16 protein-coding genes are annotated in these 17247 nt (G+C 58.9%); 3 read left to right on the top strand and 13 right to left on the bottom strand.

Annotated elements, in window-relative coordinates; genetic code table 11:
- The first annotated feature begins 165 nt into the window (after window positions 1-165).
- Window positions 166-2736, top strand: coding sequence for a DNA mismatch repair protein MutS (mutS, locus tag A8O26_RS27490; RefSeq protein ID WP_172828220.1), 2571 nt, complete (start codon window positions 166-168; stop codon window positions 2734-2736).
- A 163-nt stretch (window positions 2737-2899) separates the two neighbouring features.
- On the top strand, window positions 2900-3223 hold the full coding sequence (gene fdxA / locus A8O26_RS27485; protein WP_007908827.1) for a ferredoxin FdxA: 324 nt from the start codon (window positions 2900-2902) through the stop codon (window positions 3221-3223).
- A 526-nt stretch (window positions 3224-3749) separates the two neighbouring features.
- On the opposite strand, the gene rpoS is transcribed toward fdxA, so the two are convergent.
- The 8 genes from rpoS to A8O26_RS27445 form a co-directional block, all read right to left on the bottom strand.
- Window positions 3750-4760, bottom strand: coding sequence for an RNA polymerase sigma factor RpoS (gene rpoS, locus A8O26_RS27480; protein WP_038357938.1), 1011 nt, complete (start codon window positions 4758-4760; stop codon window positions 3750-3752).
- A gap of 106 nt (window positions 4761-4866) precedes the next feature.
- Entirely contained in the window at window positions 4867-5748 is an 882-nt protein-coding gene (locus tag A8O26_RS27475; RefSeq protein ID WP_064120756.1) for a peptidoglycan DD-metalloendopeptidase family protein, read from the bottom strand.
- A 212-nt stretch (window positions 5749-5960) separates the two neighbouring features.
- A complete protein-coding gene (locus tag A8O26_RS27470) occupies window positions 5961-6596 on the bottom strand; it encodes a protein-L-isoaspartate(D-aspartate) O-methyltransferase (protein WP_172828219.1) in 636 nt (211 codons plus the stop codon).
- A gap of 41 nt (window positions 6597-6637) precedes the next feature.
- A complete protein-coding gene (gene surE / locus A8O26_RS27465; RefSeq protein ID WP_007908831.1) occupies window positions 6638-7387 on the bottom strand; it encodes a 5'/3'-nucleotidase SurE in 750 nt (249 codons plus the stop codon).
- Window positions 7375-8433 (bottom strand): tRNA pseudouridine(13) synthase TruD, encoded by a 1059-nt coding sequence (gene truD, locus A8O26_RS27460; RefSeq protein WP_064120755.1) that lies wholly within the window; start codon window positions 8431-8433, stop codon window positions 7375-7377. The genes surE and truD overlap by 13 nt, the downstream gene beginning before the upstream one ends.
- Complete coding sequence (gene ispF / locus A8O26_RS27455) at window positions 8430-8903, bottom strand: 2-C-methyl-D-erythritol 2,4-cyclodiphosphate synthase (RefSeq protein ID WP_034149878.1); 474 nt, start codon at window positions 8901-8903, stop codon at window positions 8430-8432. The genes truD and ispF overlap by 4 nt, the downstream gene beginning before the upstream one ends.
- Window positions 8904-8947: 44 nt before the next feature.
- Entirely contained in the window at window positions 8948-9793 is an 846-nt protein-coding gene (fghA, locus tag A8O26_RS27450) for an S-formylglutathione hydrolase (RefSeq protein ID WP_064120754.1), read from the bottom strand.
- Window positions 9794-9887: 94 nt separating this feature from the next.
- Entirely contained in the window at window positions 9888-11000 is a 1113-nt protein-coding gene (locus A8O26_RS27445; protein WP_007908835.1) for an S-(hydroxymethyl)glutathione dehydrogenase/class III alcohol dehydrogenase, read from the bottom strand.
- Between the two features lie 117 nt (window positions 11001-11117).
- Between A8O26_RS27445 and A8O26_RS27440 the strand changes: the two genes are divergently transcribed.
- Complete coding sequence (locus A8O26_RS27440) at window positions 11118-12014, top strand: LysR substrate-binding domain-containing protein (RefSeq protein ID WP_064120753.1); 897 nt, start codon at window positions 11118-11120, stop codon at window positions 12012-12014.
- 142 nt (window positions 12015-12156) lie between these two features.
- Here A8O26_RS27440 and ispD read toward each other — a convergent pair whose 3' ends face one another.
- The 5 genes from ispD to A8O26_RS27415 form a co-directional block, all read right to left on the bottom strand.
- Window positions 12157-12864 (bottom strand): 2-C-methyl-D-erythritol 4-phosphate cytidylyltransferase, encoded by a 708-nt coding sequence (gene ispD, locus A8O26_RS27435; protein ID WP_064120752.1) that lies wholly within the window; start codon window positions 12862-12864, stop codon window positions 12157-12159.
- Complete coding sequence (gene ftsB / locus A8O26_RS27430; protein WP_007908838.1) at window positions 12861-13139, bottom strand: cell division protein FtsB; 279 nt, start codon at window positions 13137-13139, stop codon at window positions 12861-12863. The genes ispD and ftsB overlap by 4 nt, the downstream gene beginning before the upstream one ends.
- 171 nt (window positions 13140-13310) lie before the next feature.
- Complete coding sequence (gene eno / locus A8O26_RS27425) at window positions 13311-14600, bottom strand: phosphopyruvate hydratase (protein WP_064120751.1); 1290 nt, start codon at window positions 14598-14600, stop codon at window positions 13311-13313.
- Window positions 14601-14757: 157 nt separating this feature from the next.
- The gene (kdsA, locus tag A8O26_RS27420) at window positions 14758-15603 is read right to left on the bottom strand and encodes a 3-deoxy-8-phosphooctulonate synthase (protein ID WP_007964290.1); all 846 of its coding nucleotides are present in this window, start codon (window positions 15601-15603) and stop codon (window positions 14758-14760) included.
- Between the two features lie 5 nt (window positions 15604-15608).
- Window positions 15609-17240 (bottom strand): CTP synthase, encoded by a 1632-nt coding sequence (locus tag A8O26_RS27415; RefSeq protein ID WP_064120750.1) that lies wholly within the window; start codon window positions 17238-17240, stop codon window positions 15609-15611.
- Between the last annotated feature and the right edge of the window lie 7 nt (window positions 17241-17247).

The following is a 17247-nucleotide window of genomic DNA, read 5'->3' as shown; positions in this document are numbered from 1 at the left end:
GCCGCGCGTTGCTGCATCCACCTCAAAAAAACTTCATACTCCGTCCCACTGAATCAACCCACGGGCCGCATCGCTGGCAAACACTCGCTATTTCGTAGATGCAAACGACCCCGTTTTTGCCTTGTCACTTTTCCCGGTAAAGCTAAACCCCTGATGAATAAAGCTATTTCAGACCTGTCCTCCCACACCCCGATGATGCAGCAGTACTGGCGCCTGAAGAATCAGCACCCGGACCAGCTGATGTTCTACCGCATGGGCGACTTCTACGAGATCTTCTACGAAGACGCGAAGAAGGCGGCCAAGCTGCTCGACATCACCCTGACCGCCCGTGGGCAGTCGGCAGGACAGGCGATTCCGATGTGTGGGATTCCTTACCACGCGGCGGAAGGCTATCTAGCGAAACTGGTCAAGCTCGGCGAGTCGGTGGTGATTTGCGAACAGGTCGGCGACCCGGCGACCAGCAAAGGCCCGGTCGAACGTCAGGTGGTGCGCATCCTCACGCCGGGGACGGTCAGTGATGAGGCGCTGCTCGATGAGCGTCGCGACAACCTGATTGCAGCGCTGCTGGGTGACGAGCGTCTGTTCGGCCTCGCCGTGCTGGACATCACCAGCGGCAGTTTCAGCGTCTCGGAAATCAAGGGCTGGGAGAACCTGCTGGCGGAACTGGAGCGGATCAACCCGGTTGAGTTGCTGATTCCAGATGACTGGCCACGAGACCTGCCCGCGGAAAAACGCCGTGGCGTCAGTCGTCGTGCACCGTGGGATTTCGAGCGCGACTCGGCGCTGAAAAGTCTCTGCCAACAGTTTTCCACCCAGGACCTGAAAGGCTTCGGCTGCGAAAATCTGACCCTGGCCATCGGCGCCGCCGGTTGCCTGCTGGCCTACGCCAAGGAAACCCAGCGCACCGCCCTGCCGCACCTGCGCAGCCTGCGTCACGAACGTCTCGACGACACTGTGGTGCTCGATGGTGCCAGCCGGCGCAACCTGGAACTTGATACCAACCTGGCCGGCGGCCGCGACAATACTTTGCAGTCGGTGGTCGATCGCTGCCAGACCGCCATGGGCAGCCGTTTGCTAACCCGCTGGCTGAACCGTCCGTTGCGCGACTTGACCGTGTTGCTGGCGCGCCAGACCTCGATCACCTGCCTCCTCGACGGTTACCGTTTCGAAAAGCTGCAACCGCAGCTCAAGGAAATCGGCGACATCGAGCGGATTCTCGCGCGGATCGGCCTGCGTAATGCCCGTCCTCGTGACCTCGCACGCCTGCGCGACGCCCTTGGCGCCCTGCCTGAACTGCAAGTGGCAATGACCGATCTGGAAGCGCCACACCTGCAGAGTCTGGCGACTATCACCAGCACCTATCCGGAACTGGCGGCACTGCTGGAAAAAGCCATCATCGACAACCCACCCGCGGTGATTCGCGACGGCGGCGTGTTGAAAACCGGGTACGACAGCGAACTCGATGAACTGCAATCGCTGAGTGAAAACGCCGGCCAATTCCTCATCGACCTGGAGGCACGGGAAAAGGCGCGCACCGGCCTGAGCCACCTGAAAGTCGGCTACAACCGCATTCACGGCTACTTCATCGAATTGCCGAGCAAGCAGGCCGAATCTGCCCCAGCGGATTACATCCGGCGCCAGACGTTGAAAGGCGCCGAGCGTTTCATCACACCAGAACTGAAAGAATTCGAAGACAAGGCGTTGTCGGCCAAGAGCCGTGCCCTCGCCCGCGAGAAGATGCTTTACGAAGCGCTGCTGGAAGACTTGATCAGCCAGCTGCCACCGTTGCAGGACACCGCTGGCGCGCTGGCCGAACTCGACGTGCTGAGCAACCTCGCCGAACGTGCGCTGAACCTCGACCTGAACTGCCCGCGTTTCGTCAGCGAGCCGTGCATGCGCATTACTCAGGGTCGTCACCCGGTGGTCGAGCAAGTACTGACCACGCCGTTCGTGGCCAACGACCTGAACCTGGATGACAACACCCGCATGCTGGTGATTACCGGTCCGAACATGGGCGGTAAATCCACCTACATGCGCCAAACCGCGCTGATTGTGCTGCTGGCGCACATTGGCAGCTTTGTGCCGGCGGCGAGCTGCGAACTGTCACTGGTTGACCGGATCTTCACCCGAATCGGTTCCAGCGATGACCTCGCCGGCGGCCGTTCGACCTTCATGGTCGAAATGAGCGAAACCGCCAACATCTTGCACAACGCCACCGAGCGCAGCCTGGTGTTGATGGACGAAGTCGGTCGCGGCACCAGCACGTTCGACGGTCTCTCGTTGGCGTGGGCCGCGGCCGAGCGTCTGGCGCATCTGCGCGCCTATACTCTGTTTGCGACTCACTACTTTGAACTGACGGTGTTGCCCGAAGCCGAGCCTCTAGTGGCCAACGTGCACCTCAACGCCACCGAGCACAACGAACGCATCGTGTTCCTGCACCACGTGCTGCCCGGCCCGGCCAGCCAGAGTTATGGTTTGGCAGTGGCGCAACTGGCGGGCGTGCCCAGCGAAGTGATCGTGCGGGCCCGCGAGCACTTGAGCCGACTGGAAGACACCGCATTGCCGCATGAAGTACCGAAACCGGCCGCCAAAGGCAAACCGGCAGCGCCACAGCAGAGCGACATGTTCGCCAGCCTGCCGCATCCGGTGCTGGATGAACTGGCCAAGCTGGACATCGACGACCTGACGCCACGCCGCGCGCTCGAAATGCTCTATGCACTGAAGAACCGGATATAAGCACTGAAGAAGCGGATATAACGCAAACGGCTTCAAGCTGTTAGAATCTCGCGCGGTTTGGGATGCTGCTGGCTAATAGCCTGGCCAGCAGGTATCGCTCCCGAACCTGGCGACCCCAACCGTGAAGGGGCAACGCTGCCGCCGCCTGAGGAGAAAATTAGAAATGACCTTCGTCGTCACCGACAACTGCATCAAGTGCAAGTACACCGACTGCGTAGAAGTCTGTCCGGTGGACTGCTTTTACGAAGGCCCGAACTTCCTGGTGATTCACCCGGATGAGTGCATCGACTGCGCCCTGTGCGAACCAGAATGCCCGGCCGTGGCGATTTTCTCCGAGGACGAAGTTCCAGAGGAAATGCAGGAATTCATCCAGCTGAACGTCGAGCTGGCGGAAATCTGGCCGAACATCACCGAGAAGAAAGAATCGCTGCCGGATGCCGAAGAGTGGGATGGCGTCAAAGGCAAGATCAAAGACCTCGAACGCTGATCTGCCCCGCGCTCGAATAAAAGGCCCTTTCGGGCCTTTTTGCTTTTCTGCGTTTTACTTTTCTGCGGGCAAAAAAAGGGGCGGTATGACCCGCCCACATTTTTTCCCTATTCCCTGTATTCCTTTTCATCGTCCTGATGAATCGCGTCCTGCGATGTCCATTCCCCTCTTCCGTGAAGGGCGTGTCTGTCCGTCGACACAACCCAGATACTAGAGAGTTCGCCGACAAGAGCAATTGGCGCTGAGGGCAAAAAATCGTTGTCATAAGCACTTCACATTAAAAAATAAATATACAAATCAATAAGTTAAATACGGCTACCAGTCAGAACAGACGTCTACCACGATGTAAAAATTGCGAACACTTACGAAACAGTAAGCAAAGGCTTACACCGCAAGACTACATCAAGCCCACTCATACTCGTGGCGAGGGAACTTGCTCCCTCGCCACAGGATCCGTCAGCCAATATCCCGGCAACAAAAAGCCCCGAACCAGTCGGGGCTTTTTGCTAGCGGTCGTGTGGGGCGCTTACTGAAACAGCGACTCGCTCGACAGGCCATTCTTCTCGAGGATCTCACGAAGGCGCTTGAGGCCTTCCACCTGGATCTGCCGCACCCGTTCCCGGGTCAGGCCGATCTCCAGGCCTACATCTTCCAGCGTGCTGCTTTCATGACCGCGCAGGCCAAAGCGACGTACCACCACTTCGCGCTGCTTGTCGGTCAGCTCCGACAGCCATTGATCGATGCTCTGCGACAGGTCGTCATCCTGCAGCAGTTCGCATGGATCGGTCGGACGATCATCAGTGAGGGTGTCCAGCAGGGTTTTATCCGAATCCGGACCCAGCGAGACGTCGACCGAAGAAACCCGTTCGTTCAGGCCAAGCATGCGCTTGACCTCACCCACTGGTTTTTCCAGCAGGTTGGCGATTTCTTCGGGTGAAGGTTCGTGGTCGAGCTTTTGCGTCAGCTCCCGTGCAGCCCGCAGGTACACGTTGAGCTCCTTGACCACATGGATCGGCAACCGGATGGTCCGGGTCTGATTCATGATCGCGCGCTCGATGGTCTGACGAATCCACCAGGTTGCGTAGGTCGAGAAGCGGAAGCCGCGCTCGGGATCGAACTTTTCCACCGCCCGGATCAGTCCGAGGTTGCCCTCTTCGATCAGATCCAGCAGCGACAGCCCCCGATTGACGTAACGCCGGGCGATTTTGACCACCAGCCGCAGGTTACTTTCAATCATGCGCTTGCGCCCCGCCGGATCGCCACTTTGCGACAAGCGCGCAAAATGAACTTCTTCCTCGGGGGAGAGCAATGGGGAAAAGCCGATTTCGTTGAGATACAACTGCGTGGCATCAAGTGCCCGCGTGTAATCGATGTACTTATGTTGTTTAAGTGAAGCGGAGTGTTTGGATTTGGAACGAACGGAAGGTGGAGCAGCCCCTTCATCATTCGACATCGAAGATTCCGAATCGATGCCGGTCTCCATAAGGAGAACCTCATCGTCGATGTCAAACTCCGGCACTTCTTTACTGAGAGCCATTGTTATAGTCCTTTGGTGAGTTCGACCCCAAGCTCAAGCGACGCCTTTATCCTTGGCAGCGCTGGAGCCTGTCCCCTCTACGTGACGGAACAGGCTGGCTTACAAATCAACGTCTTGGCAGGAACTGCAACGGATCCACAGGTTTACCTTGGCGGCGAATCTCAAAATGCAGTTTCACCCGGTCTGTACCCGTTGACCCCATTTCGGCAATTGTCTGTCCGACCTTGACCTGCTGTCCCTCCCGAACCAACAGCCTGCGGTTGTGGCCGTAGGCACTGACGTAGGTTTCGCTGTGTTTGATGATGACTAATTCGCCGTAGCCCCTTAAGCCACTCCCGGCGTAAACCACCGTCCCATCAGACGCAGCTAAAACAGGCTGTCCCAAATCTCCGGCGATATCAATTCCTTTATTCAAACTACCGTTTGAAGAGAATTTTCCAATCAGAATGCCATTAGATGGCCATCCCCAGCCGGTCGGGGCCGGGCCTGCAGGAGGCAGTGGAGCGGGGGCTTGCTTGTTGGCGACGGACGGTGCAACGCCCGCAGAACTGCCACCAGAACCGGTGGTTGTGGTGGTCGTCGTGCCATTTGCCTGACGCCGGATTACCGTGGTTTTACTCGACGACGAGGGCGAGGAACCGCTGTTGCTGACCACCGCTGTGGGAGTTGAACCGGTGCGGCCGTCGAAGCGAATTGTCTGACCCGGATGGATCGTGTATGGCGTAGGAATATTGTTCCGGGCCGCGAGGGCTTTGTAATCCCAGCCGTAGCGAAATGCGATCGAAAACATCGTATCGCCCGGACGGACTACATACTGCCCGGTCGTCACAGCAGGACGTTGGGCCACCGCGTTGTTGCGATCGACCACGCGCACGTTGTTCGATTTGGTGCTGGAACAACCGACCAGCAAGGTGCTCAAGACAAGGCCAGTCACCAGGCGCTGAAAGCTCGTGTTACCCATACGCTGCGCAATGACTGTGAGACTCACCCGCCGCTCCCTTTGTGGTGGCTGAAAAATTCGCAATGCCGGATTTCGGCATGAAGTGTCGCAAGTATAACGGGCCGAATCGGCTTTACCCTTAATGAAGCGAAATCGCTTCGCGCACACGTTTGCAAGTGCACACTCTGCTGCGTTTAAACCCTCGCTGCCGGTGTAAGACCGAGGCGAACGAAAGGAATTCAGTGCTGGTAAATAATTGCTCAGGCCAGCGGCCCGTTGAGCAGAGGCACGAAACGCACAGCGCCCAATACGTGTCGGGAGAAGCCGTTTTCTTCACGCACGATCAGCATCAGTTGCTGCACTTCCCCCGAGCCGACCGGAATGACCATGCGCCCGCCAGGTGCCAGTTGATCAAGCAGAGCTTGCGGCACATCGGTGGCCACGGCAGTGACAATAATGCCGTTATAAGGTGCCAGCGCAGGCCAGCCTTCCCAGCCATCGCCCCAACGGAATACCACGTTGCGTAGGTTCAGCTCGACCAGGCGTTCCTTGGCGCGATCCTGCAGAACCTTGATGCGCTCAACCGAGAACACGCGCTCGACCAGTTGCGATAACACCGCTGTCTGGTAACCGGAACCGGTACCGATCTCCAGCACTTTATCCAGTGGCCCGGCCTCCAGCAGCAGCTCGCTCATGCGCGCCACCATATAAGGCTGGGAAATGGTCTGGTTGTTGCCGATCGGCAGCGCCGTGTCCTCGTAAGCGCGGTGTGCCAGCGCCTCGTCGACGAACAGATGACGCGGTGTGCGCCGGATCACTTCGAGGACCTTGGCGTTGGACACGCCTTCTTCATACAGGCGCTGAATCAGACGCTCACGGGTACGCTGGGAAGTCATGCCGATGCCGCTACGCAGTCGGTCTTCGTGTTCACGGGCCATCAGCGCAGCCCCTCCAGCCAACCATCGAGGCTTCTAAAGGCATCGTTGAACGTCCGATCGAGCTGCAACGGGGTGATGGAAACGTAGCCCTGCATTACCGCGTGGAAGTCCGTGCCCGGGCCGCCGTCTTCGGCGTCGCCGGCAGCGGCAATCCAGTAACCGGCCTTGCCGCGCGGATCGACCACTTTCATCGGCGCCGCCGCCCGGGCACGGTGGCCGAGACGGGTCAACTGGATACCGCGAATGTGGTCGATCGGCAGATTCGGAATATTCACGTTGAGCACCGTGCGCGGCGGCAGATCGAGCCCGGCATGGGCCTCGACCAGTTTGCGCGCAAAGTAAGCCGCCGTCGGCAGATTATCCACCTGGCGCGACACCAGCGAAAAAGCGAATGACGGACGCTCGAGGAAACGTCCCTCAAGGGCAGCCGCCACCGTCCCGGAATACAGCACGTCATCGCCAAGGTTGGCGCCGAGATTGATACCGGACACCACCATGTCCGCCTCGCGCTCCAGCAAGCCGTTCAGGCCCAGGTGCACGCAATCGGTCGGAGTGCCATTGAGGCTGATAAAGCCATTGGCCAGGTATTGCGGGTGCAGCGGACGGTCGAGCGTCAGCGAACTGCTGGCGCCGCTTTTGTCCTGCTCCGGGGCGATAACCACGCATTCGGTGTAATCCGCCAGCGCAGCATAAAGCGCGGCGAGACCGGGTGCGGTTACCCCATCGTCGTTAGAAATCAGAATACGCATGGGCTGTCCGTCTGCCCCACCGGCACCAGATCAACGAGCTCGCGCACCAATACGGTGGCGAAGCATCCGGCCGGGAGGACGAATTCCAGTTGCAGAATGTCAGGCTGGGGATAATGCCACGTCAACCCGGCAATGGGCAGTCGCAGGATGCGACGTTCGTGGCTCATGCCGGCGTGAATCAACCAATCGCGCAGCTGCGCTTCATCGGCGGCGATCCCCTGCTCCAGATCATGGACAGCGCCTGTGGTCGGCGAGTCACCTTCGCCCCACTGCGGACCAGTCGGATGCAGATCAAGAATGGCCAGACGCGGGTCACTGCACTCGGCTTCACCGGCTGGGAAAAAGCTGCGGCTGTCGGTGAACGCGAGCAGATCGCCGACTTGTGCTTTTTGCCAGGTGCCATCGGCAACACGCGCCGCCAGCACCTTATTGAAGAGGAAACTGCGCGCCGTCGAGAGCAGGCGCGAACGCACATTGCGTTGTTCCGGCAAAGCCTTGCGCGCCGCCCACGAACGCGCATCAACGACGTTGCCGCCGTCGTGGCCAAAACGCTGGGCGCCGAAATAATTGGGGATGCCTTGTTGGGCGATCAGTTGCAGACGTTGTTCGATCGCTATTTTGTCGCCATCGAACTGCGTCAAACGCAAGGTGAAACCGTTGGCCGAGTGCGCGCCACGTTGCAGTTTGCGTTTGTGGCGAGTGGTCTTGAGGACTTTCAGCGTGTCGTTTTCAGCCGCCGACAGATCCGGATCGGCCTTGCCCGGCAGTTGCACGCTGAACCACTGGCGGGTCAACGCCTGACGATCCTTGAGACCGGCATAGCTGACAGTGCGCAACGGCACGCCGGCAGCCTTGGCGATACGCCGTGCGGCTTCCTCAGTGTTCAGGCCACGTTTTTCGACCCAGATCCACAGGTGTTCGCCGTCGCCGCTGAACGGGATGTCGAGCACTTCATCGACCTGGAAATCTTCAGCGATGGCTTTCAGTACTGCGCTGCCAAGGGGTTCGCCATAGGCACGCGGGCCGAGCAATTGCAGTTCGTTCATGCGCGCAGCAACAAGGCAACGGAGTGCACGGCGATGCCTTCTTCGCGACCGACAAAGCCGAGCTTTTCGGTGGTGGTAGCTTTCACGTTCACTTGATCCAACTCAACTTGAAGATCCGCCGCGATCAGCGCGCGCATCGATTCGATATGCGGCGCCATTTTTGGCGCCTGGGCAACGATGGTGTTGTCGACGTTGCCGACTTTCCAGCCTTTGGCGTGAATCAGCGCGACGACATGACGCAGCAGCGCGCGGCTGTCGGCGCCCTTGAATTGCGGGTCGGTGTCCGGGAAGTGTTTGCCGATATCACCCAGCGCCGCAGCGCCGAGCAAGGCATCGCTCAAGGCGTGCAGCAGGACGTCACCGTCGGAATGAGCGAGCAGCCCGAAGCTGTGTGCGATACGCACGCCGCCCAGAGTAATGAAATCGCCTTCAGCGAAACGGTGCACATCATAGCCGTGGCCAATACGCATAAAAAAAACGCCCCGATTTTTGTCAGGGCGTGATTCTACCTGCATTAGGCCTTGAGGGCGCGTGCGTGATGCTGCAAGTGGTCGTCTATGAAGCTTGAGATGAAGAAATAGCTGTGGTCGTAGCCCGGTTGCAGGCGCAACGTCAGCGGATGGCCCGCTTGTTTTGCCGCTTGTTGCAGGGCTTCGGGTTTGAGTTGGGTGGCGAGGAAGTCGTCGCGGTCACCTTGATCAACCAGCAGCGGCAGTTTTTCGTCCGCCTCGGCAATCAGTGCACAGGCATCCCACTCCTTCCATTTCGAACGGTCTTCGCCGAGGAAACGGGAAAACGCTTTTTGGCCCCATGGGCAATCCATCGGGTTGTTGATTGGCGAAAACGCCGACACCGATTGATAGCGCCCCGGGTTTCGCAACGCACAAATCAACGCACCATGGCCGCCCATGGAGTGGCCACTGATGCTGCGTTTGTCCGATGCCGGGAAATGCGCTTCAACCAGTGAAGGCAATTCCTGCACGACATAGTCATGCATCCGATAGTGGCGCGACCACGGTTCCTGCGTGGCATTCAGATAGAAGCCGGCACCGAGACCGAAATCCCACGCGCCATCCGGATCGCCCGGCACATCCGGGCCACGTGGGCTGGTATCCGGCGCAACGATGATCAACCCAAGCTCGGCAGCCATGCGCATCGCGCCGGCCTTCTGCATGAAGTTCTCGTCGGTGCAGGTCAGGCCGGACAACCAATACAGCACCGGCAGCTTGCCGCCCTGCTCTGCCTGTGGTGGCAGGTACACGGCGAACACCATGTCGCAACCGAGCACGTCGGAGCGATGGCGATAGCGCTTGTGCCAACCGCCGAAACTCTTCTGACAGGAGATGTTTTCCAGATTCATGGGATTCTCCCAGCTGCAAGTGGCAAGCTTCGAGCGTCAAGAAAAGGCAAAAGCGCCCTGACCTGGAGCTTGAAGCTTGCCGCTTGGGCTGCGTTTAGAAATGAATGACGGTACGGATGCTTTTGCCTTCGTGCATCAGGTCGAACGCTTTGTTGATGTCTTCCAGGCCCATGGTGTGGGTGATGAACGTATCCAGCGGGATCTCGCCGCTTTGCGCCATGTCGACATAGCTTGGCAACTCGGTACGACCGCGTACGCCGCCGAATGCCGAACCGCGCCAGACGCGACCGGTGACCAACTGGAATGGACGGGTGGCGATTTCCTGACCAGCACCGGCGACGCCGATGATTACCGACTCGCCCCAACCTTTGTGGCAGCACTCAAGTGCGGCGCGCATCAGTTGCACGTTGCCGATGCATTCGAAGGAGAAGTCGACGCCGCCATCGGTCATGTCGACGATCACTTCCTGGATCGGACGATCGAAGTCTTTCGGGTTCACGCAGTCGGTGGCGCCGAGTTGTTTGGCGATCTCGAACTTGGCCGGGTTGATGTCGATGGCGATGATGCGCGCAGCCTTGGCCTTAACAGCGCCGATCACCGCCGACAGACCGATGCCGCCCAGACCGAAGATGGCAACGGTGTCACCCGGCTTGACTTTGGCGGTGTTGAGCACGGCACCGATGCCGGTGGTGACGCCGCAACCGAGCAGGCAGACCTTTTCCAGTGGCGCATCCTTGGAGATCTTGGCCACGGAAATTTCCGGCAGCACGGTGTATTCCGAGAACGTCGACGTGCCCATGTAGTGGAAAATCGTTTCGCCCTTGTAGGAAAAACGCGAAGTGCCGTCCGGCATCAAACCTTTACCCTGAGTGGCGCGAATCGCCTGACACAGGTTGGTCTTGCCCGACTTGCAGAATTTGCACTGGCCGCATTCCGGGGTGTACAGCGGAATCACGTGATCGCCAACGGCAACCGAAGTCACGCCCTCGCCGATCGCTTCAACGATGGCGCCGCCTTCATGGCCGAGGATCGACGGAAAGATGCCTTCCGGATCAGCGCCGGACAGGGTGTAGGCGTCCGTGTGGCAAACCCCGGAAGCCACCACGCGCAGCAATACTTCACCGGCCTTGGGCATGGCGACATCGACTTCTACGATTTCCAGCGGCTTCTTGGCCTCGAAGGCAACGGCGGCGCGCGACTTGATCATGCTGACTCTCCAGTGAATCCATTGAATAAAAAAACCAGACGGCCAGTGTAGTTCAACGCCAACTGATGAATAATCCGGACAAAAGCAAAACATTATTGCCGTACAGGGATAATCCTGATGTCCGAAAATCGCTGGGAAGGCATCGACGAGTTCGTCGCCGTCGCCGAGTGCAGTCAATTTACCGCTGCGGCCGAACGCCTTGGCGTCTCTTCCTCCCACGTCAGTCGACAAATCGTACGACTGGAAGAGCGTTTGCAGACGCGCCTGCTCTATCGCAGTACTCGCCGAGTGACGCTGACCGAGGCTGGTCAGACTTTCCTCCAGCATTGCCAACGTTTGCAGGATGGTCGCGAGGAAGCGCTGCGTGCAGTTGGCGATCTGACCAGCGAACCCAAAGGCATGCTGCGCATGACCTGCGCTGTGGCATATGGCGAACGTTTTATCGTGCCGCTGGTGACGCGATTCATGGGGCTGTATCCACAATTGCGCATTGATATCGAGCTGAGCAATCGCCAACTCGATCTGGTGCATGAAGGGTTGGATCTGGCGATTCGACTGGGCCGCTTGCAGGATTCGCGACTGGTCGCAACCCGCTTGGCGCCGCGACGAATGTTTCTCTGCGCGTCACCTTCCTACCTTGAGCGGTATGGTCGCCCACACAGTTTGTCGGAACTGAGCCGACACAATTGCCTGATCGGCAGCTCGGACATCTGGCAGCTTGAGCAAAACGGGCGGGAGTTTTCCCAGCGAGTGCAGGGAAACTGGCGCTGCAACAGTGGGCAAGCGGTACTGGACGCGGCTTTGCAAGGGGTCGGGTTGTGTCAGTTGCCGGATTATTACGTGCTCGAGCATTTGCACAGTGGCGCGCTGATTTCGCTGTTGGAGGCGCATCAGCCGCCGAATACGGCGGTGTGGGCGTTGTATCCGCAGCAGCGGCATTTGTCGCCGAAGGTGCGCAAGTTGGTGGATTTTTTGAAGGAAGGGTTGGCTGAGCGGCCGGAGTATCGCGGGTAACTCACGCGGTGTCTGAGTAGCCGCTTTCGCGAGCAAGCTCGCTCCCACAGGGGCCCGCAGTGAATGCACATTGGGTGTCAGGCGCAAATCAAATGTGGGAGCGAGCTTGCTCGCGAAGGCGGCGGAATAGGCAACACAGCACTCAGCGGCGATTAGCCCAACGCTGACGCAACCATTCCAAATCTTCCGGTCGCGTGACCTTGAGATTATCCGCTCGCCCTTCAATCAGGCGCGGCGCCAACCCGGCCCACTCCATCGCCGAAGCTTCATCAGTAATCAGCGCCTCAGCGACCAGACTGTCCGCCAACGCCCGGTGCAACGCACCGAGGCGGAACATCTGCGGCGTGTACGCCTGCCAGATCACACTGCGATCCACGGTTTCAACCACACGCCCGTGCTTGTCGACCCGCTTCAACGTGTCGCGCGCCGGCACTGCGAGCAAACCACCGACCGGATCATCCGCCAGTTCATCCAGTAACCTGTCGAGATCATCGCGACTCAGATTCGGCCGTGCCGCATCGTGCACCAGCACCCAGTCGTCATCATCGGCACCCTGTGCATGCAAGTGCAGCAAGGCATTGAGCACCGAGCCAGAACGCTCGGTCCCGCCTTCAACCCGCTGAATGCGCGAGTCGCCCGCGCAGGCCAGGTTCGGCCAGTAAGGATCATCAACCGCAAGACTGACCACCAAACCCTTGAGGCTTGGGTGATCGAGGAAACAGCCGAGGCTGTGTTCGAGAATTGTGCGCCCGCCCAGTTGCAAGTATTGCTTGGGACGGTCCGCGGCCATTCGGGCACCGACGCCCGCGGCAGGAATCACGGCCCAGAAGGCCGGCAGGGAATTGATCATTGGGCCAACTGGTAAAGGGTTTCGCCGTCCTTGACCATGCCCAGTTCGTGACGAGCCCGCTCTTCAACGGTCTCCATACCCTTCTTCAACTCACTGACTTCAGCGTCCATCACCCGGTTGCGCTCCAGCAAACCTTCGTTCTCGGCGTGTTGATCAGCAATCTGCTGATTCAGCTCGGCGACCTGCGCCAGACTGCCATTGCCCACCCACAGGCGGTACTGCAGACCGGCCAGCAGCAAGAGCAAAACGAGAAACAACCAGTAAGGACTGCGCATCGAATATCAGGTATCCAGTGAAAAAAGACAGCCACGCCAAAACTTTGAAGCATCTGATAGCACGAAGCCTGGAAGACCCAGGCTTGTGCTGTTAAGGCATCAGATTAGTGGCAAATCCATCGCTGTCACGACTTTTTCGACACAATCCGGTGTCCTTCCATCAGTTTGTACTTAGCCGCGGAACTCGCTGCGACCGTTGTACTTGGCCTTGCCATTCAACTGCTCTTCGATACGCAGCAGTTGGTTGTACTTGGAAACGCGGTCGGAACGGCACAGCGAACCGGTCTTGATCTGGCCAGCCGAAGTACCCACCGCCAGGTCGGCAATGGTCGAATCTTCGGTTTCGCCCGAACGGTGCGAGATCACTGCAGTGTAACCGGCAGCCTTGGCCATCTGGATGGCTTCCAGGGTTTCGGTCAGGGTGCCGATCTGGTTGAACTTGATCAGGATCGAGTTGGCGATATTTTTATCGATGCCCTCTTTCAGGATCTTGGTGTTGGTCACGAACAGGTCGTCGCCGACCAGTTGAACCTTCTCGCCGATCTTGTCGGTGAGGATCTTCCAGCCAGCCCAGTCGGACTCGTCCAGACCGTCTTCGATCGAGATGATCGGATAACGTTCTGTCAGGCCTTTCAGGTAGTCAGCAAAACCTTCAGCAGTGAACACCTGGCCTTCGCCGGACAGGTTGTACTTGCCGTCTTCGTAGAATTCGCTGGCCGCGCAGTCCAGCGCCAGGGTCACGTCGGTGCCCAGCTTGTAACCGGCATTGGCCACAGCTTCGGAGATCACTTTCAGTGCGTCTTCGTTGGACGCCAGGTTCGGTGCGAAACCGCCTTCGTCGCCAACGGCAGTGCTCAGGCCACGGGCCTTCAGCACAGCTTTCAAGTGATGGAAAATCTCGGTGCCCATGCGCAGACCTTCCGAGAACGACTTGGCGCCAACCGGCTGCACCATGAATTCCTGGATGTCGACGTTGTTATCGGCATGCTCGCCACCGTTGATGATGTTCATCATCGGCACCGGCATCGAGTAAACACCCGGCGTGCCGTTGAGGTTGGCGATGTGTGCGTACAGCGGCAGGTCCTGGTCCTGTGCAGCAGCCTTGGCCGCAGCCAGGGACACAGCGAGGATGGCGTTGGCGCCCAGGGTCGCTTTGTTTTCAGTACCGTCGAGCTTGATCATCGCGTGATCCAGGGCTTTCTGGTCGCTTGGGTCGGAGCCCAGCAGCAGATCGCGGATCGGACCGTTGATGTTGGCTACCGCTTTGAGCACGCCCTTGCCCAGGTAACGGCTCTTGTCGCCATCACGCAGCTCGAGCGCTTCACGCGAGCCAGTGGATGCACCGGACGGCGCGCACGCGCTGCCGATGATGCCGTTGTCGAGAAGCACGTCCGCTTCCACGGTGGGATTGCCACGGGAGTCGAGAACTTCACGACCTTTGATGTCGACGATTTTTGCCATTGTTGTAAACACTCCAAAGTTGACGAAAACGACGCAGCTAGAGGAAATCTTTTTACCGTCGGCAAGGGGTGTGCAGCGGGCAGACTTGCAGACGATAACGCTCATGCCCGAGGGCATGAGCGACAAATCGTGCGGTACTTTACCGGAGAATTGAGGTTTACGCGGTTTCTACCGTCGGAAAACTCTTAACCAGTTCGTCCAACGCTTTGAGCTGGGCCAGGAAAGGCTCCAGTTTGTCCAGACGCAAGGCGCAAGGGCCGTCGCATTTAGCGTTGTCCGGATCCGGGTGCGCTTCGAGGAACAGACCCGCCAGCGCCTGGCTCATGCCGGCCTTGGCCAGATCCAGAACCTGGGCACGGCGACCGCCAGCGGAGTCGGCGCGCCCCCCCGGCATTTGCAGCGCGTGGGTCACGTCGAAGAATACCGGGTACTCGAACTGCTTCATGATGCCGAAGCCGAGCATGTCGACCACGAGGTTGTTGTAGCCGAAGCTCGAACCACGCTCACAGAGGATCAGTTGATCGTTACCCGCTTCCACGCACTTGTTCAGGATGTGTTTCATTTCCTGAGGCGCGAGGAACTGGGCTTTCTTGATATTGATCACTGCGTTGGTCTTGGCCATCGCGACGACCAGATCGGTCTGGCGCGACAGGAAGGCCGGCAGTTGAATGATGTCGCAGACCTCAGCGACGACCGCGGCCTGATCAGGCTCGTGGACGTCGGTGATGATCGGTACGCCGAAGGCTTGTTTGATGTCCTGGAAGATGCGCATGCCCTCTTCCAGGCCAGGACCGCGATAAGAGGTCACAGAAGAACGGTTGGCCTTGTCGAAACTGGCCTTGAACACGTAAGGGATACCGAGTTTTTCGGTGACCTTCACGTACTCTTCGCAAACCTGCATGGCCATGTCACGGCTTTCCAGCACGTTCATGCCGCCGAACAGCACCATGGGTTTGTCGTTGGCAATCTCGATGTCGCCGACGCGGATGATCTTCTGTGCCATCGGGGTTACGCCTTCTTCTGGTGTTGAGCCAATGCTGCTTTGACAAAACCGCTGAACAGCGGATGGCCATCACGTGGTGTCGAGGTGAACTCTGGGTGGAACTGGCAAGCGACGAACCATGGATGATCCGCGGCTTCAACCACTTCAACCAGCGCTGCGTCAGCGGAGCGACCGGAGATTTTCAGGCCGGCTTCGATGATTTGCGGCAGCAGGTTGTTGTTCACTTCGTAACGGTGACGGTGACGCTCGACGATCACGTCCTTGCCGTAGCAGTCGTGCACCTTGGAGCCAGCTTCAAGCAGGCATTCCTGAGCGCCGAGGCGCATGGTGCCGCCCAGATCGGACGATTCGGTACGCACTTCAACGGCACCGGTCGCGTCTTCCCACTCGGTGATCAGACCCACAACCGGATGGCCGCTGGCGCGATCGAATTCGGTGGAGTTGGCGTCTTTCCAGCCCATCACGTTACGGGCGAACTCGATGACCGCCACTTGCATACCGAGGCAGATACCCAGGTAAGGCACCTTGTTTTCGCGAGCGTATTGAACGGCAGTGATCTTGCCTTCCACGCCGCGCAGACCGAAGCCGCCCGGTACGAGGATCGCGTCGACACCTTCGAGCAGCGCAGTGCCCTGGTTCTCGATGTCTTCGGAATCGATATAGCGCAGGTTGACCTTGGTGCGGTTGCTGATGCCGGCATGGCTCATCGCTTCGATCAGCGACTTGTAGGCGTCCAGCAGCTCCATGTACTTGCCGACCATGGCGATGGTCACTTCGTGCTCCGGGTTCAGCTTGGCGTCAACCACCGCTTCCCACTCGGACAGATCAGCGCTACCGCATTGCAGACCGAAACGCTCAACGACGAAATCGTCCAGACCCTGCGAGTGCAGGATGCCCGGGATCTTGTAGATGGTGTCGGCGTCTTCCAGCGCAATCACTGCACGCTCTTCAACGTTGGTGAACTGGGCGATCTTGCGACGCGACGAGATGTCGATCGGGTGATCGGAACGGCACACCAGCACGTCTGGCTGCAAGCCGATCGAACGCAGTTCCTTGACGGAGTGCTGAGTCGGTTTGGTTTTGGTTTCGCCGGCAGTGGCGATGTACGGCACCAGCGTCAGGTGCATCAGCATCGCGCGCTTGGCGCCGACTTCGAAACGCAGTTGACGGATGGCTTCGAGGAACGGTTGCGACTCGATGTCACCGACGGTGCCACCGATCTCGACCATTGCCACGTCAGCGTCACCGGCACCCTTGATGATGCGGCGCTTGATTTCGTCGGTGATGTGCGGGATCACCTGGATGGTTGCACCCAGGTAGTCACCACGGCGCTCTTTGCGCAGCACGTGCTCGTAGACACGGCCGGTGGTGAAGTTGTTGTTCTGGGTCATGGTCGTGCGGATGAACCGCTCGTAGTGGCCCAGGTCCAGGTCGGTTTCGGCGCCGTCGTGGGTGACGAACACTTCACCGTGCTGGAACGGGCTCATCGTGCCCGGGTCGACGTTGATGTACGGGTCCAGCTTCAGCATGGTGACCTTAAGTCCCCGCGCCTCCAGGATGGCCGCCAATGAAGCCGATGCAATGCCTTTCCCCAATGAAGAAACAACACCGCCCGTGACGAATATGTAGCGCGTCATGAAAAAC

Origin of the sequence: Pseudomonas fluorescens (assembly GCF_001648775.1) — a bacterium.
Lineage (GTDB): Bacteria > Pseudomonadota > Gammaproteobacteria > Pseudomonadales > Pseudomonadaceae > Aquipseudomonas > Aquipseudomonas fluorescens_M.
This window is presented reverse-complemented; position numbering and strand designations above follow the sequence as displayed.

Excerpts from the sequence above, each read along its gene's own strand:
- fdxA (WP_007908827.1), top strand. The coding sequence starts at position 2,900 with ATGACCTTCGTCGTCACCGACAACTGCATCAAGTGCAAGTACACCGAC.
- rpoS (WP_038357938.1), bottom strand. The coding sequence starts at position 4,760 with ATGGCTCTCAGTAAAGAAGTGCCGGAGTTTGACATCGACGATGAGGTT.
- A8O26_RS27470 (WP_172828219.1), bottom strand. The coding sequence starts at position 6,596 with ATGACTTCCCAGCGTACCCGTGAGCGTCTGATTCAGCGCCTGTATGAA.
- surE (WP_007908831.1), bottom strand. The coding sequence starts at position 7,387 with ATGCGTATTCTGATTTCTAACGACGATGGGGTAACCGCACCCGGTCTC.
- truD (WP_064120755.1), bottom strand. The coding sequence starts at position 8,433 with ATGAACGAACTGCAATTGCTCGGCCCGCGTGCCTATGGCGAACCCCTT.
- ispF (WP_034149878.1), bottom strand. The coding sequence starts at position 8,903 with ATGCGTATTGGCCACGGCTATGATGTGCACCGTTTCGCTGAAGGCGAT.
- fghA (WP_064120754.1), bottom strand. The coding sequence starts at position 9,793 with ATGAATCTGGAAAACATCTCCTGTCAGAAGAGTTTCGGCGGTTGGCAC.
- A8O26_RS27445 (WP_007908835.1), bottom strand. The coding sequence starts at position 11,000 with ATGATCAAGTCGCGCGCCGCCGTTGCCTTCGAGGCCAAGAAGCCGCTG.
- A8O26_RS27440 (WP_064120753.1), top strand. The coding sequence starts at position 11,118 with ATGTCCGAAAATCGCTGGGAAGGCATCGACGAGTTCGTCGCCGTCGCC.
- ispD (WP_064120752.1), bottom strand. The coding sequence starts at position 12,864 with ATGATCAATTCCCTGCCGGCCTTCTGGGCCGTGATTCCTGCCGCGGGC.
- ftsB (WP_007908838.1), bottom strand. The coding sequence starts at position 13,139 with ATGCGCAGTCCTTACTGGTTGTTTCTCGTTTTGCTCTTGCTGCTGGCC.
- eno (WP_064120751.1), bottom strand. The coding sequence starts at position 14,600 with ATGGCAAAAATCGTCGACATCAAAGGTCGTGAAGTTCTCGACTCCCGT.
- kdsA (WP_007964290.1), bottom strand. The coding sequence starts at position 15,603 with ATGGCACAGAAGATCATCCGCGTCGGCGACATCGAGATTGCCAACGAC.
- A8O26_RS27415 (WP_064120750.1), bottom strand. The coding sequence starts at position 17,240 with ATGACGCGCTACATATTCGTCACGGGCGGTGTTGTTTCTTCATTGGGG.